The sequence below is a fragment of the Serratia sp. CY83965 genome (assembly GCF_052166375.1).
Taxonomy (GTDB): Bacteria; Pseudomonadota; Gammaproteobacteria; order Enterobacterales; family Enterobacteriaceae; genus Serratia; species Serratia marcescens.
In genome coordinates, this window is record NZ_JBJNOV010000003.1 from 453,504 (window position 1) to 468,400 (window position 14,897).

Here is a 14,897-nt window from a genome sequence, read left to right on the forward strand (position 1 = left end):
GGAGTGAACGATGAGCCTTTATATCAACAACGGTGCCCTGGGCGCCATGGCACACACGGGAGCGGCGGCGAGCGCCCTGGCGCTCAGCGTGCCGGCCGCGGCAGGCGCCTTGCTGCTGAAGACCGAAAATCTGCTGGGCATCGGCGCGACCCTGATGCTGCTAACGGCATTGGCGCTGGCGTTTCTCGGCGGCGCCGCACTGGCCCGTCTACGGCCGCTGCGGAACCGGCCTGCGCTGGCGATTCTTCGCTACGGCTTTTTACTGGCAGCGGTGGGGTGGCTATTGACGCTGCTGATGCTGTTCGGCGGCCATGATTGGCCGGCCCTGCTGCTGGGCATCGCCCTCGGCGGCCTGGGGCAGGGCGTCGCCTACCGCACGACAGTGGGGGAGAAAGCGGCGTTCGCCGTGGCGTGCAGGCTGACGACGGTGGTGACTATCGTGGCCGTAGTGATTGCCGCTTCGCTGGTGCAAACCTATGCCGCACCGGGGATAAAGGGAGCCTGTTTCGCGCTGGCGTTGCTGGTCGACCTGGCGTTGCTGGGGGCATTGATGGCGCGGGTTGCGGAGCAGGATGGGGCCTGAGACATTGCGGAGGGATAAAGGCCTGCCTGGGGGCGGGCCTTTTGGTGTTTGTGGGGATTGGTAGGGTTAGCAATCTGACGGCCGGCTTTGTACCAGGAGCAGACATTGATTGTGAATTGAAAGCCGTGGCGATGTGTTTCCATTAACGTAACTTTAGTTAGAATGGCCTCGTTGAAAACGAGAGAACTGGAGTGAAAATGTTTGCTGATTTTGGTGTCGTGAATTTCTGGACGTACCTGCTTGGTGCGACGCTGATAGTCCTTGTGCCAGGCCCTGAAACCCTGTTCGTGATTAAAACGAGCATTACCAGCGGCATCAAGCGAGGCTTTGCTGCAATATTTTCCATCCTCCTGAGCGACGTTATCCTGGTTCTTTTGGCCTGGTGCGGGCTGGCGGCAGTTATCAGCTCAACACCAGCCTTGTTTAACGCCATCAAATACGCAGGTGCTGCTTATCTGTTCTATCTCGGAGTCCAGACGATACGCGCTATCTTTAAGCCAGCGGTCGAAACGAGTGAGGAAAAGAAATCTTCAGCTGATGCTAAGGGGATCATCGGGCGCGGAATGCTGGTTACGCTATTGAATCCAAAGACGCTGCTGTTCTATATCTCTTTCTTCGCCCAGTTCATCAATGTTCAGGCTGAGCACTCCTGGATGGCGTTTATCATTCTTGCTGCAGTGATGTTCGCGATTACTCTCGTTTATTTCGGCTTCCTCGTTTTCTGCGGCTCTTATCTGCTCAGTCGTCTGAAAGGCAACCGTAGGTTATCTGCCACCGGAAACGCGCTGGTAGGTATGTTCTTCATTGGATTTGCAGCACGGCTTGCAAGCGCAACTTCCTAACTGGATAACTAAACCGCCGCGAGGCGGTTTTTTTACGTTCTTTCGCTGGATGGGACGTCCGCTCTTCGTATAGCAGCCCTTAGGATTGAAAGTGCAAAAATACGACCTAACACCATTCTGCACAGTGAAGGCTCGGTCATCGCTAAACGCTCAGATTTTCAATGTTTCAATGACCATTCGCAGAGCGGGGGATACATTGCGATGAGGGTAATAGAGAAACAACCCCTCCATTCGCAGGCTGTAACGCTGTAAAACTCTGATAAGCGCCCCGCGTTCCAGATCATCTGTGACCAGTTCGACAGGAACATAGGCCAGCCCCAAGCCCAGCCGGGCGGCTTCTGCTTCCATATAACTGTCAGATAAGGCCCATTGTCCTTCAGGCCGATGAGTAATTTTTTTATCATCCTGATTGAGTTCCCACTGGTACACGCTGCCGTCGGCAAACTGATAGGCGATACAGGGATGCGTTGTTAAATCCGCCGGGGTTTGCGGAAAACCGTAGCGACGAAAATGCTCAGGGGTACCCACAATGGCCATCTCCATATCGGGCGTAATGCGTACAGCAACCATGCCAGTGCTTACTTCGGGCCCCAGGCGAACGCCCGCATCGAATCTTTCTTCGATAATATCGACGAACCTGCTCTCGTTTATGAGTTCCAGCCTGATATCAGGATAGCGCTGTTTAAATATCGCAAGCTTTGGCAGCAGGCATTTATCAATCGCGTGCTGGCTGGCATTGATACGAACCGTGCCGGAAGGGGTCTCGCGATAATGTGCCAGCGCGGCAAGCCCTAGATCTAGCGTATCAAATCCAGATGCCGTCTTCTGGTAGAGCTGCTCGCCCGCTTGCGTCAGCGACAGTTTACGCGTGGTGCGCACCAGTAGCTGGACACCCAGCCTTTCCTCAAGCTCACGAACGGAACGGCTGACCCCTGATTGAGCAAGCCCCAGCCGTTGAGCCGCCGCGGTAAAACTGCCTTCCCGTACCACCTGCATAAATAGGTACAACTCGTTGTAGTTCTCCCTTTTCGCCATTGAATAATCCCTCCTGAACGACAGCAAACTCAGCATTAATTTATAACAATATGGTATCAATCTTAGCAGTAATACCCCTCTAATCAGCACTAATTCTGCTCACTATAATGACCCCATCAAAACAAAGCACCGCAGCGTTGTCCGTAGGAAACCTGTATCTCTCTTGTTTCTCATGGGGATTTTTATGAAAACCTTCACCCGAACGCTAAAAACCGCGATGCCGGCCATGCTGTTATTCGCATCATTAAGTGGAGTCACGACAATGAGTTATGCTGATTCAACCAATCCGAACGCCCCTGTATCCATGACAGATAAATGGGATAAAACGTTCGCCGAGAGCCAGAAAGTCGATCATCGTAAAGTCTCGTTCCAGAATCGATATGGCATCACCTTAGTGGGCGATCTTTACCTGCCCAAAGATCGCGGCGATCGCAAGCTGGCGGCGATTGCGGTCAGTGGGCCTTTTGGCGCGGTGAAAGAGCAATCCAGCGGACTGTATGCGCAGACGCTGGCGGAACAAGGGTTTATTACCCTGGCGTTTGATCCCTCTTACACGGGGGAAAGCGGCGGCTATCCGCGAAACGTCGCCTCACCGGATATCAATACGGAAGATTTCAGCGCGGCGGTGGATTTCTTAGGGCTGCAAAAAGAGGTGGACCGCAACCGTATCGGGCTGCTCGGCATTTGCGGCTGGGGTGGCATGGCGTTAAACGACGCCGCGATGGATACCCGCGTTAAAGCAGTGGCAACAAGCGTAATGTACGATATGAGTCGGGCGATGGGCCATGGCGTGGGAGATGGCAAAGACCGTTACTCCACCGCTGACCGTCGTGCCGTTCTGCAGTATCTGAATGAACAGCGCTGGAAGGATGCGGAAAGTGGAACGTTCGCTCACGGCGCTCATGATATTAACGTCGACAGAAATGGCAAGGTCAGCGCGGGTCAGCGCATTCTGCCAGAAACCCTGCCGGCCGATCCGCATCCGGTGCTGAAGGAGTTCTTTGATTACTACCGCATGCCGCGCGGTTTCCACGCGCGTTCCGTTAACTCTACGGGAGCGTGGACGGCAACGATGCCGCTGTCGTTTATGAATATGCCGCTGCTGAGCTACGCCAGTGAAATCACCATCCCGACGCTTATCGTGACCGGCGAGAAAGCGCATTCACGCTATTTTGCCGAAGATGCTTATAAGGCGGTCGGCAGTAAAGACAAAGAGCTGGTGATTGTCCCCGGTGCAAATCATGTGGACCTGTACGATAACGTTGCCGGAAAAATACCTTTCGCTAAGTTCGAACAATTTTTCAAAGCCAATCTGAAATAAACCCTCTACTGACAACATTAAAAGCCACCTGTCTACGCGGTGGCTTTATTCTGACTTTTGTGAAATCTGACTATGTCTATACTTAGCCAAACACCATCACCGAATAATCAGCACGCTCACTGGAGCGGCATTTTTGCCATGACCCTGTGCGTCTTTGTGCTGATTGCATCGGAATTTATGCCCGTCAGCCTGCTTACGCCGATTGCCCGTGATTTAGGCGTGACGGAGGGACTGGCAGGACAGGGGATTGCCATCTCCGGCGCGCTGGCCGTCCTGACCAGCCTGACGCTTTCGGCGCTGGCTGGAAACAGGGATCGCAAGTCCCTGTTACTGGGGATGACGTTTCTGATGGCCGTGTCGGGGCTCGTTATCGCACTGGCCTCCAGTTATCTGGTGTATATGGCCGGTCGCGCGATGATAGGTATTGCGATCGGGGGATTCTGGTCGATGTCTGCGGCAACGGCGATTCGTCTGGTGCCACAACATCAAGTCGCGCGTGCCCTGGCTATTTTCAACGCCGGCAATGCGCTGGCGACGGTAGTGGCAGCCCCGCTGGGGAGCTACCTTGGCGCCACTGTCGGATGGCGAGGCGCTTTCTTGTGCCTGGTTCCTATCGCGGTGGTGGCCTTTATCTGGCAGTGCGTTAGTTTGCCTGGTATGAACGGCAATAAAGCTCCTGCATCACGTGGAACCGTACTCCGCCTGTTCGCTCGTCCTGTTGTCTCTCTTGGCATGCTGGCCTGTGGCCTGTTCTTTATGGGGCAGTTTGCGCTATTTACCTATGTGCGCCCATTCCTGGAGACGGTGACGCGTGTTGATTCCTCTGGCTTGTCGTTGATTTTACTGATTATCGGCATGGCCGGTTTTATTGGCACGCTGGTTGTCTCGGCATTCCTCAACAGGAAATTCTACCTAACGTTGATGGTTATCCCTGGGCTGATGGCCGTCATTGCCGTCGCCCTGATTCTTACCGGGCATCACGTTTGGGCTGTCTCGCTGCTGTTAGGTCTCTGGGGCATGCTGGCCACCGCCGCCCCAACGGGATGGTGGACATGGATTGCCCGCACGCTTCCCGACAATGCGGAAGCCGGAGGCGGACTGATGGTTGCGGTGATTCAGCTCTCGATTGCGCTTGGTTCAACGACAGGAGGCATGGTGTTTGACCATCTCGGCTGGCAGAGCGCCTTTGCCATCAGTAGCATGCTGCTGCTTTGCGCCGGAGTGTTGACGTTTTTCACCTCACGCCAGAAGAGCAGTGCGCCTTAATCCGGCGAAGGCCCGCGCGCCAGAAACGTGGAAAGCGAGATGTCGCTGCGCACAGAGCGTACGCCCTCAAAGCTCTGGATCTCCATCAGGAAATTCTCCAGCGATTCGGTATCGGCGGCGCGTACTTTGATAAAGACGCAACCGTCCTCGGCAAAGGGTATGCAATTCTTCCACTTCCTTGCGGCTGGTGAACTGCAAAAGGGCGCGCGTTGCTTGATAGCTAAGCTGCTGGTATCGGTCACCAAAAACGTTAGTACTCTATACCTCAAGGTCGCGTTCGCCATACTGAATAAGCCTCAGTGCGATGAAACAAATTCCGACGCAGGCTGCGCGGGCGGAATGGCGAAGTGACGCTGCATGCGTTTTATCTCCTCTGCCGGTGGCAGGCCAAACAGACGCTTGAATTCGCGATTAAATTGCGATGGGCTTTCATAGCCAACGGCGTAACTCGCGGCGGCGGCGGTGATTTGTTGGCGCACCATCAGCATCCGTGCCTGGTGCAGGCGTACCGATTTCACATACTGCATCGGCGGCATCTGCGTTATTGCTTTGAAATGGCTATGAAAGGTCGGCACGCTCATGCCGGCCATCATCGCCAGCTGCGTCAGCGTTAACGGCTCCGCGTAAGTGGCGTGGATGTGCTGCAACGCTTTACCGATTTTGCCAAACTGGCCCTGTAAGGCTAGCGCGGCACGCATTGCGTTGCCCTGTGCGCCTGTCAGCACGCGGAAATAGAGTTCACGTACCCGCGCCGGACCGAGGATTGCCGCCTCAAGCGGGTTGGCCAGGACGTCAAGTAAGCGAAGTACGGCCATTTTTACCGCGCCGTCCATGGGGCTCGACATCATGCTTTGCGGCGCGGCGGGAAGATGCGGGGCGCCATGCTGTTCAATCTGCAACATCAGTTCAGCGGCAAGCTGAAAATCCAGATGCATGTAAATCGCCAGCAGCGGATGCGCTGCCGACGCGTCGGTTTCCATCACAAACGGCACCGGCACCGAAACCGCCAGGTAGTGCTGCTCATCATATAAATAGGTCTGTTGACCGAAATAGCCGCGTTTGCTGCCCTGGCAGACAATCACGATCCCCGGATCGTACAGCACCGGCGTTCTGGCAAGCGGGCGATCGGAACGCAAAATTCGCACGTCAGGTAGGGCAGTGAGGTTGTATCCCTCTTGCACCGCAAGTCTATTCATCAGGGCAATCATGTCGGACATCCCACCACCTCATAAAATCAGGCAAGAAAAAGAGAAGATACGGCCTAAAAATGCGGCAGAGCAGAGAATACCATGCAACCTTCATGGTTCATGGGAGTTCTTTTTATGGCATCTGCAAAAACGATTTTAATTACCGGCGTCAGCAGTGGCTTTGGTCAGGCGCTGGCGCGGGAAGCCCTCGCCGTGGGGCATCGGGTTATAGGGACGGTGCGCAACAGCGAAGCGCTACAGGCTTTCGGCGCGCTCGATACGCAGCGGGCTTTTGGCTATCTGCTTGATGTCACGGACGTTGAGCGTATTGATGAGGTGGTTGGAGAGATTGAGTCCGCCGTCGGTCCGATAGATGTGCTGGTGAACAATGCCGGTTACGGTCATGAAGGCATTCTGGAAGAATCTCCGCTCGCAGAGCTGCGCCGCCAGTTTGACGTCAATGTGTTTGGCGCGGTGGCGATGATCAAAGCCGCGCTGCCGGGCATGCGCCAGCGCCGTCGCGGCCACATTATCAATATCACCTCAATGGGCAGTTTCATTACCTTGCCCGGTATCAGCTATTACTGCGGCAGCAAATTTGCACTGGAAGGGATATCAGAAGCGTTAAGTCAGGAGCTTACCCCGTTCAACATACGCGTGACCGCAGTGGCGCCCGGTTCGTTTCGAACGGACTGGGCCGGGCGTTCAATGGTACGCAGCCCTCGCCGTCTCCCGGACTATGACGCGTTATTTGAACCTGTTCGTCAGGCGCGCCAGGAAAAAAGCGGCAAGCAACTCGGCGATCCTGTGAAGGCGGCTCACGCCATACTGGCATTGATCGAGAGCCAGACCCCACCCACGCATCTGTTGTTAGGCAGTGACGCATTAAGTTTGGTGCGGCAAAAGCTCGAGGCGTTAGGTCAGGAAATTGCACAATGGGAGAAACTGACCCGTTCAACGGATGGCTGAACGGTGTCGGGTAGGGAGGGCGTAGGGATCACCGATTATGACCGCCCAACAGCAAAAAGCCCGCTTAAGTTTCCTTAAGCGGGCTTCTCTAAATATGGCTCCTCTGACTGGGATCGCCTTCGCCAGTAACTGGCTGATAAAAATAGTGATCCATAATTCTCGAGTTGTCAAGACCACCAAAGTGACCCCATTTTGATCATGCGCTTAACCACATTCAACGTACGGAGTAAGGCTAATTCAACCAAATCAACTCTACAGTGGATTGTCTAAGAGTTCCCTTTTCTGTGAAATTAAGTTCGGACATTCGCATAAAATGAATTGACAGATCTTGAAGCATGGATAATTTGCATTTTTAACTGGATAAAAAAACAGTGTTGAATTAAGATGTTTGTGATTGATTTTCTGAATTTTTTGTTTCAAAAAATGATTTCAGCATTTACATTATCTATATGTTTTTTTGGACCAATGTGGAATGTTATGGCTGAGTTACATGAGGTTAAACCGAGAGAACAAGCAGGCAGAGACACATTAGAACGATATAACGCTCAAATTCGAGCGGCCAGTATCGCGTGTTTATCAATTTTAGAAGGTAAAGATGTAAAACGTGTGTTTTGTGAATTTCACGACGATTTTGTGGTCGAGAGAGTTGTCGCTAATGATATCCATTATACCTTTGTGCAAGTCAAAACTAAGGAGAAATTACGTGAAATATGGAAACTTCGAGAAGTATTTGGAATATTAAAAAGAAAAACTAAAAAAAACCCTCAAACAGATGAGATGATTAGAGATAGTTTTGTCGGTAAACTATTACAACACACTATAAATTTTGAAGATACCTGTAAGGAAGTCATTTTTCTTACAAATACCCATATTGACGAAGATATTGAGAATGTCATTGATGATATTAAAACCGATGCGTTTTCCAGTGTACATTGTAAACTGATTATTGATTCGTTTAATAACTGCTTCATTTCTATCAGAGACGGGAAGAAAAATCTCGAAATTGAAGAAATAAAAGAAAACCTCAAGAAATTAAAATTTAAAACCGATGTTGAATATATAAAAAGCAAACATGAAACATTTGAGATTCTTGCAAAGGAAAAAATTTTTAAATACAGCGAAATAGATTTATCACATATTGAAGCTAAGGAGATATTACTTTCTCTTTTAGCTCTTGTTAATAATAAGTCAAGCGTAAAAATCAACGATTGCTCAAGGGGCAATATTAAGGATCTGTCTGGAATAGACATAGATGATTTATTGGATGTACTGAGTATCTCCAAAAATGCTTATTATGAGTTTCTTTATAATGGGGATGAGCATGCATTGAAATCAGCATCTGTGATTGAGAGATTGTTAAGAAAGGCTGGAGCTAGTGAAAGTCAAATTGATTTTTTTGCAAGGTGTAAAATAAAATGGGATCAGTGGTTAAGAAAAAACAGACATGTAATTTCTGACTTAGATTACATTACTATAGATAGTGAAATAAATTCAACATTAGATAAGCTGACATTTATGCATGGTGTTTTATTTCTCTCAGGCTTAAGATCGGTTGTTAATGAATTACATGATTCGTTATTTGAAAATAATTTACTTAATTCTTTAGATAAAGAAGCTTTGACTGGAAGCCTCTTTGCGAGACTTGTAGAGCGTTCAAAATGAATTACGATGAATTTTTCGATAGTATATCTCAAAAAGATATTAGAATAGATATAAAAAATATTGAAAGACAAGAAAGTGTTGGCCTTAATAACGAAGCTCTTTTTCAACTTCCTTTAATAGCCATGATAATACTTTTAATATCTAAAAATAGAGTGAAACCAAGAGTAAATGAAGTTGGAGGTTTGGTAGGGAAACTTTTAGAGGATGTCATGCTAGGTTTTAAAGGATCATCACAATTATTAGGATGGTCAGCAAATCTTAGGATACGAACCGTTACCGCTTTGAATTTCCTTGAGTCAGTATGTCTAATTATAATAGACGAAAGAAATAACAAGTTAAACATTACGAAATTGGGGAAGAAAGTTATTGACGAAGTGTTTATATATGAAAGTGATTTGTCTTATAATCTAGCCTTGATAGATAGAGCATACAGGAATTACTGCGTTGATTCAAAATTGGACGGTGAAATTTTATGAAATTATTAAGTCTCAAAATAAATGGAAGAGATTTTTCAGGTCTTGAATCAGATGAGCTTATTTTTGGGGAGCATATAACTGAGCTTTATGGCCCAAATGGATGTGGCAAAACTCCATTATTACAATCTATCTCCTATTGCTTAGGGTATCCATGTAAGTTCAGAGAGGATATTTATAAACTATGCAAATCGGCCACCCTTACTTTTACCATAGGAAATGATAATTTTAGGGCGACAAGAGATTTTGAACATACTGAGTTCATTTTATCATTAGTATGTAATAGCAAAAAATCAATGTTTTATAATCAAGCGGATTACTCTAAATATATCCTAGAAAAGCTATCACTAGCATATCCATCTCTTCTTACAACCCAAAATAAGCAATCATACCCGTATTTAGCAACTATTTTACCAATTTTTTATTTAGATCAGGATTTCGGATATTCAAAGTTTTATTATTCACCAAATAATTTTATAAAAGATCAATTCTCTGAAATGCTTAGAATTGTATTCTTTTTGCCCGAAAAACATTCCTTCGATGTTAAGAAAAAATCCATTAATATAATGGAGGAAATTAAATACCTAGATAACTCGTTAGCTATACAAAGAAGAGATATTGAAATAGCTAAAGAGGCTAATAAAGATAAAGATATAGAATCTATCGATAATTCAATTATAGATCTAAAAAATGAACTTTCAGTATTGAAAAATAGTAAGTCATTGAAGAATGATTCCCTTCATAGCATTGATGAAATTATAAGAAGACAAAAAGAAAACTTGAGGGATTTAAACGAAGAACTGAGTTTTATCGCTAGAAGAGAGTCTTCATTAGTTCAGATAATGAAAGAAATTAATACAGAGATCAATACGTTAAACCTTAACGAAGAAGCTAAAAGAATATTTCGTTCTTTTGAAGAAATATGTCCGTCTCTTGATTGTAAAATGTTTTCGCGTAGTTCGGAAAGTTATGCAAAACATCTCTTATATCTTAAAGATCAAATCAAGGATATTGAAAGAAGCTTGAATTTGGATGGAGGACGATATGATCAAATCACACAAGAAATAGCTTATGTTAATAAAACTGTCGAAGACCTCAACTCTATGAGAAATGGAATCATAGAAGAAGAGGACCTCTCATCAGTAATTGATGCAATTTCTTCAATAACATCTATGTTGTTTAAATTACAGTTAGAAAAAAGTGAGTTACATAAAATATCAATTTTGGAGGATAAGTATGTCGAAATGCTTAATAAGCGGGAAAATGCGCTAGATAAACTGGAGGGGTTAGGTAAAAATAGACAGTCAATACCACGGCTAACGCGGGTTAAATCTACATTGAGAGAAAAGTACATCAGTTGGCTAAAAGTTTTAAAAACCCCAAACATAGATTTTAATATATCATTTGAGCAAGATTTTAGCCCTGTTCTAGGTTTTGAAACTTTAGAGCAACTCAAAGGAAGTACAAAAGTAAGAGCTATACTTGCTTATCGTAGTGCATTAATTGAAAGCATGCTTGAATTAGAAAATAAATCGTTCATGTTTGCAATATTCGATACGCCTAAACAGCATGAGATACATTACGAAGATATCAATAATTTCATTTTTAATTTGAAGAAGTTATCTCAAAAGTTTAATTTTCAATTTATATTCTCTTCCACAGAGTATAAGTATTTAGGTGATGAAAATGATATTTTGCTTACACCAAAATATCCTGGTGAACAGCATGAAATGTTTTTAAGAAGATACTAGTTTAATTTTTTCATGCCGTTTATTACGGCATGTGTCATTTTATTATGGCAAGTTATATATAATGATATGAGCACCTCCTTAAGCATCCCTGCAAAACGAATCATCCACTTTTAGAGATCTTCCGACAGCCGGATTATGTTCCCTGAGGACATCGCTATGCGTTGAACCCTATTCACGGAACACCAGATCATCGCCGTTTTGAAGTACGTCAAAGCCGTACGTGCTGTCAAGTATTTCTGCTGTGAAGCAGGCATATCTGTGGCCTCGAACTACAACTGGGAAGCTAAGTACAGTGGGATGGAAGCCTCTGATATCAAAAAGATGAAAGGCCTTGAGGATGAAAACCGTCGTCTCAAAAGGATGTTTGCCGAGCTTGGTCGTGAATATGGGGCACTGAAAGATGTCATCGAAAAAAGCTTTAAAACCAACGATAAAACGTGAACTTATGGGCTATCTGATCGCAAAAATTTGGCATGAGCATCTGCCGGGCATGCAGGAAGTTATCACTGAGTAGGGCAGTCTATTTTTAGCAGCCCGAACCCCCACCTAAATCCTCTCTTAGAAAAATTATTTGTCAGCAAGATGTAAATACTAATCGAAATTCGATTTTTAATCTTCATTCTTCAAAAATAATTGTTAAAAAACAATTGCTTATAAAAATAATCTTAATTATTTCATGTTTACTTGACTGTCGTAATTTTCGGTAATAAATTGAAACATGAATTCGATTTAAAAAGTCAATGATGATTCCTCCTAAAAAAGATAGGTGAAAAATGAGTAACAATAACTACGTTGTTAAAATTTCCGATGATAAATTTGAATTTAGTGATTTCACCTTTGACGATGCCAAAGTTACAGGTGGAGAGTTGGCTGATGTTTTTGGTGTGCACCCAGTTGAAAATTATAGGGTTTATCAGCAGGTAAAAAATTTAGAGCTGGAAGAATTAAGGCCTAATGAAAAAATAGATATTTCCAGCCCTAGCGATATTTATATCATAGAAGGCGATGCTAGTTATAATTTTACTGTTGATGGTCTCAACTTGGTTTGGCCGAGGGCAATCAGGGGGGGGGATATAAAGAAACTTATCAAAAAAAACTCAAGCGATTTCGATCTATTTTTAGAGTATAAGGATGAGGCTGATCAAATAGTTAATGATGATAGGCTTATAGATATTACCCAACCCAGTGTTGAACGCTTTTATACTAAAAAGAAGCCTGACTTATCATTTGATATTTTTGTAGAAGGAATTTTACATAAGTGGTACAAAAAAGAAATTAGTTATGAAGAGGTAGTCACATTGGAAGTGCCTGATTACGCTACCCACCCTGAAATAACGTATTCTGTTAAATATAAAAAAGGTCCAGGGGTAAAGCCTGAAGGCATTCTCACTAAAGGCGCTATCATTAATGTAAAAAACGGGATGGAATTCAATGTTTCAGAAACTGGTCAGTCATAATCAAGACTTAAACTTGTTAGTTGAAAAAGGTTATGCGGTAAGCTTCGATAGTAATTATCTGATAATTAGAGATATTCCTTACTTAAATGAAAGTAAGGAATTATTGTACGCTGCATTTATATGCAAAATCGTATATAAAGACGCAGAAACTGTTATGCAAGAAGATCATCAGGTTTTTTTTACCGGAGAATCTCCTTGTGATGTAAACGGCATGTTGATCCCGAATTTAGCAGACCGTCCTGCTACATTAACATTAAGCGAAAATTGTACAGATTTAATAGTTCAAAGACAATTTTCAAATAAACCCTATGTAAAAGGGGTACCTGGCAACTTTGAAAATTTTTTTAAAAAAATTGAAAGCTATACATCAATAATATCTGGACCAGCTATGGAATTATACAATGTTGATCCTTATACCTTTAATCATAAAATTGATATAGAAGAAAATAGCGTTTTTAAATTCCAAGATACTTTAACGAGCAGAGCCGAAATAGTTGAGTTGTCGAATAAATTTAAAAGTGAAATTGTAGCAATTATAGGGCTAGGGGGCACTGGTTCTTATATTCTTGATTTTTTGGTCAAGACTCCAGTCAAGGAAATAAGGGGGTTCGATTTCGACGATTTCTTCATTCATAATGCTTTCAGGTCTCCTGGGAAAACGGAAAATACCGAGTTTAAGAAAAAGAAAAGCACTGTATATCAGGAGCGATATGATAATTTCAGACATGGAGTTTTCCTTAAAACACAGAAGATTGGTACAGAATCATTAGAGTTACTACAGGGAGTGACTTTTGCTTTTGTCTGTGTAGATAATGGGGAGTCAAGAGCAGAGATATTTGAAGCATTAATTAGTTTAGGAATACCTTACATTGATGTTGGCATGGGCTTATCTAAGAAATCAGGAACCTTAAGCGGAATGATAAGAACTACTTACTATCCGGAGGGGAGCGCCCAAGAAGTGTTGGATAAAAATCTTTCTGACTTATCTAAACAAAGGGATAATTTATATCGCACTAATATTCAAATCGGCGAGCTCAATGCATTGAATGCCTGCTTGGCAGTTATAAAATTCAAGCAATATAAAGGATTTTACTCGAGTGAAGAAGACTTTTACCATACATTATTCAACATATCTGATTTGAAAATTGTATCTGAGTCAATATCATGAAAACTTTTACTATAAAGCTAGTTGAAGTTGATAGTATGCCTAGAGATCTTGAGCCAAATACCCTTTATTACTCGGAAAGATTTGGTACGGCATCTCATTTATGTGCATGTGGATGCGGAGCAAAGATTAGAACCCCAATAGATGTCAACGAGTGGAGTATTGTTAAAACTGAGCAGGGGCCAACTTTACATCCCTCTGTAGGTAATTGGCAAAAAGAATGTAAATCTCACTATTATATTAGAAAGGGTAAGATAGTATGGTGCGGCGCTTGGACTGAAAAGCAAATCCAAGAGGGAAGGTATAGAGAGCAACAAGCCCGAATTGACCATTATAATCGCATTTACTCCAAGCAGAGCGTGTTTAATAAAATTTGGTTGTGGATTAAAGATAAACTTGGCTTATAAGATTTGGGTTTTTGAAGTATTCATGGGGGCAATTAGATTGCTCCTCCCTAATATTTTATTGTAATTTTTTTAAATTAAATATGGATGTATGGTTAATAAATTTTTTGCAAAACGCAAGCTCAAAAGGTGAACAGGCGGGGCCCTAGGTAATAGAACTCCTTAAAAAGCGGCCAGTAAAACTTGCATCGGCGGTGCTGGACAATAAAATGGCCAGAACCATTTGCTCTATTCTGCCTCACGATAAGTAGTATTTAAACCAGCCGGAAACGATGTAGCTGTTAAGGACTCAAAATCAGTAAGTCTCCTGCGATTGCTCAACTAGTCGTAAGTAATGACAAAATAGGTAAGGTCCAGGCGTACTAAACCTGAAAAATTATCGAACTCTGAGTTCGTACAAGTAACGAGACATAAGCCAGCGAAGTTCATTAGGGCTCGCGTCAGCTTAGGCTGACACAACAAGGCCGGAAATATAACTGCAATCGCCTTAATGTTGTAACCACAACTGCCTAGCACATGGGAGGTGCTTATATATAATGATATGGCTAGTCGGGAGATCAATCTAGGAGAGGGATTTTAATTTTTACTGGCTTGGAGTGACTGTTAATTATTAATTAATTCATTTTTTATATTATTTTTATGCCGACTTGTTGTTTGGATTGATTTTTCTGAATAAATTTTAATTTAGCTATCATATATATGAATCAGAATGGCGGAGCGAGACTTTACAGAAAAAACCATCTCCAGCGAACATGAATGCCTAACTCGGTTGATAAACATAT

The 14,897-nt window shown here is 44.3% G+C and carries 14 protein-coding genes and 1 pseudogene; 12 read left to right on the forward strand and 3 right to left on the reverse strand.

Annotated features, from left to right (window positions below):
- Nucleotides 1-10: 10 nt before the first annotated feature.
- On the forward strand, nt 11-583 hold the full coding sequence (locus ACJ8PL_RS10125) for a hypothetical protein (RefSeq protein ID WP_079452242.1): 573 nt from the start codon (nt 11-13) through the stop codon (nt 581-583).
- A gap of 197 nt (nt 584-780) precedes the next feature.
- Complete coding sequence (leuE, locus tag ACJ8PL_RS10130; RefSeq protein WP_016927074.1) at nt 781-1,425, forward strand: leucine efflux protein LeuE; 645 nt, start codon at nt 781-783, stop codon at nt 1,423-1,425.
- A 150-nt stretch (nt 1,426-1,575) separates the two neighbouring features.
- Here the strand turns inward: leuE and ACJ8PL_RS10135 are convergent, their stop codons facing one another.
- On the reverse strand, nt 1,576-2,460 hold the full coding sequence (locus ACJ8PL_RS10135; RefSeq protein WP_016927075.1) for a LysR family transcriptional regulator: 885 nt from the start codon (nt 2,458-2,460) through the stop codon (nt 1,576-1,578).
- A gap of 262 nt (nt 2,461-2,722) precedes the next feature.
- Here ACJ8PL_RS10135 and ACJ8PL_RS10140 point away from each other — a divergent pair, with 262 nt between their 5' ends.
- A complete protein-coding gene (locus ACJ8PL_RS10140; protein ID WP_123867415.1) occupies nt 2,723-3,781 on the forward strand; it encodes an alpha/beta hydrolase in 1,059 nt (352 codons plus the stop codon).
- 138 nt (nt 3,782-3,919) lie between these two features.
- Nucleotides 3,920-5,047 (forward strand): MFS transporter, encoded by a 1,128-nt coding sequence (locus tag ACJ8PL_RS10145; RefSeq protein ID WP_123867417.1) that lies wholly within the window; start codon nt 3,920-3,922, stop codon nt 5,045-5,047.
- Here the strand turns inward: ACJ8PL_RS10145 and ACJ8PL_RS10150 are convergent.
- Nucleotides 5,044-5,331, reverse strand: a complete 288-nt coding sequence (locus tag ACJ8PL_RS10150; RefSeq protein ID WP_234212964.1) for an Lrp/AsnC ligand binding domain-containing protein — start codon at nt 5,329-5,331, stop codon at nt 5,044-5,046. The genes ACJ8PL_RS10145 and ACJ8PL_RS10150 overlap by 4 nt on opposite strands.
- Before the next feature lie 12 nt (nt 5,332-5,343).
- The gene (locus ACJ8PL_RS10155; RefSeq protein ID WP_234212963.1) at nt 5,344-6,264 is read right to left on the reverse strand and encodes an AraC family transcriptional regulator; all 921 of its coding nucleotides are present in this window, start codon (nt 6,262-6,264) and stop codon (nt 5,344-5,346) included.
- A gap of 105 nt (nt 6,265-6,369) precedes the next feature.
- Between ACJ8PL_RS10155 and ACJ8PL_RS10160 the strand changes: the two genes are divergently transcribed.
- The 8 genes and pseudogenes from ACJ8PL_RS10160 (at nt 6,370) to ACJ8PL_RS10195 (ending at nt 14,118) form a co-directional block, all read left to right on the forward strand.
- Nucleotides 6,370-7,203, forward strand: coding sequence for an oxidoreductase (locus tag ACJ8PL_RS10160; RefSeq protein ID WP_079452258.1), 834 nt, complete (start codon nt 6,370-6,372; stop codon nt 7,201-7,203).
- 384 nt (nt 7,204-7,587) lie between these two features.
- The gene (locus tag ACJ8PL_RS10165; RefSeq protein WP_227505318.1) at nt 7,588-8,865 is read left to right on the forward strand and encodes a dsDNA nuclease domain-containing protein; all 1,278 of its coding nucleotides are present in this window, start codon (nt 7,588-7,590) and stop codon (nt 8,863-8,865) included.
- Nucleotides 8,862-9,341, forward strand: coding sequence for a hypothetical protein (locus ACJ8PL_RS10170; RefSeq protein ID WP_039356835.1), 480 nt, complete (start codon nt 8,862-8,864; stop codon nt 9,339-9,341). Before ACJ8PL_RS10165 ends, ACJ8PL_RS10170 begins: the two co-directional genes overlap by 4 nt.
- Nucleotides 9,338-11,089 carry a hypothetical protein gene (locus tag ACJ8PL_RS10175; protein ID WP_047740633.1) on the forward strand — a complete coding sequence of 584 codons (1,752 nt, stop codon included), beginning with the start codon at nt 9,338-9,340 and terminating at the stop codon, nt 11,087-11,089. The genes ACJ8PL_RS10170 and ACJ8PL_RS10175 overlap by 4 nt, the downstream gene beginning before the upstream one ends.
- A 186-nt stretch (nt 11,090-11,275) precedes the next feature.
- Nucleotides 11,276-11,613 (forward strand): annotated as a pseudogene (locus tag ACJ8PL_RS10180) (transposase); the annotation flags it as partial.
- A 249-nt stretch (nt 11,614-11,862) separates the two neighbouring features.
- Nucleotides 11,863-12,546: a multiubiquitin domain-containing protein gene (locus ACJ8PL_RS10185; protein ID WP_080962815.1), complete on the forward strand. Its 684-nt coding sequence runs from the start codon at nt 11,863-11,865 to the stop codon at nt 12,544-12,546.
- Nucleotides 12,521-13,714, forward strand: a complete 1,194-nt coding sequence (locus ACJ8PL_RS10190; protein WP_047740634.1) for a ThiF family adenylyltransferase — start codon at nt 12,521-12,523, stop codon at nt 13,712-13,714. Before ACJ8PL_RS10185 ends, ACJ8PL_RS10190 begins: the two co-directional genes overlap by 26 nt.
- Nucleotides 13,711-14,118 (forward strand): DUF6527 family protein, encoded by a 408-nt coding sequence (locus tag ACJ8PL_RS10195; protein WP_071844519.1) that lies wholly within the window; start codon nt 13,711-13,713, stop codon nt 14,116-14,118. The genes ACJ8PL_RS10190 and ACJ8PL_RS10195 overlap by 4 nt, the downstream gene beginning before the upstream one ends.
- The last annotated feature ends 779 nt before the right edge of the window (nt 14,119-14,897 follow it).

Coding starts and splice junctions, on each gene's coding strand:
- ACJ8PL_RS10125 (WP_079452242.1), top strand. CDS start 11: ATGAGCCTTTATATCAACAACGGTGCCCTGGGCGCCATGGCACACACG.
- leuE (WP_016927074.1), top strand. CDS start 781: ATGTTTGCTGATTTTGGTGTCGTGAATTTCTGGACGTACCTGCTTGGT.
- ACJ8PL_RS10135 (WP_016927075.1), bottom strand. CDS start 2,460: ATGGCGAAAAGGGAGAACTACAACGAGTTGTACCTATTTATGCAGGTG.
- ACJ8PL_RS10140 (WP_123867415.1), top strand. CDS start 2,723: ATGAGTTATGCTGATTCAACCAATCCGAACGCCCCTGTATCCATGACA.
- ACJ8PL_RS10145 (WP_123867417.1), top strand. CDS start 3,920: ATGACCCTGTGCGTCTTTGTGCTGATTGCATCGGAATTTATGCCCGTC.
- ACJ8PL_RS10150 (WP_234212964.1), bottom strand. CDS start 5,331: ATGGCGAACGCGACCTTGAGGTATAGAGTACTAACGTTTTTGGTGACC.
- ACJ8PL_RS10155 (WP_234212963.1), bottom strand. CDS start 6,264: ATGTCCGACATGATTGCCCTGATGAATAGACTTGCGGTGCAAGAGGGA.
- ACJ8PL_RS10160 (WP_079452258.1), top strand. CDS start 6,370: ATGGCATCTGCAAAAACGATTTTAATTACCGGCGTCAGCAGTGGCTTT.
- ACJ8PL_RS10165 (WP_227505318.1), top strand. CDS start 7,588: ATGTTTGTGATTGATTTTCTGAATTTTTTGTTTCAAAAAATGATTTCA.
- ACJ8PL_RS10170 (WP_039356835.1), top strand. CDS start 8,862: ATGAATTACGATGAATTTTTCGATAGTATATCTCAAAAAGATATTAGA.
- ACJ8PL_RS10175 (WP_047740633.1), top strand. CDS start 9,338: ATGAAATTATTAAGTCTCAAAATAAATGGAAGAGATTTTTCAGGTCTT.
- ACJ8PL_RS10185 (WP_080962815.1), top strand. CDS start 11,863: ATGAGTAACAATAACTACGTTGTTAAAATTTCCGATGATAAATTTGAA.
- ACJ8PL_RS10190 (WP_047740634.1), top strand. CDS start 12,521: ATGTTTCAGAAACTGGTCAGTCATAATCAAGACTTAAACTTGTTAGTT.
- ACJ8PL_RS10195 (WP_071844519.1), top strand. CDS start 13,711: ATGAAAACTTTTACTATAAAGCTAGTTGAAGTTGATAGTATGCCTAGA.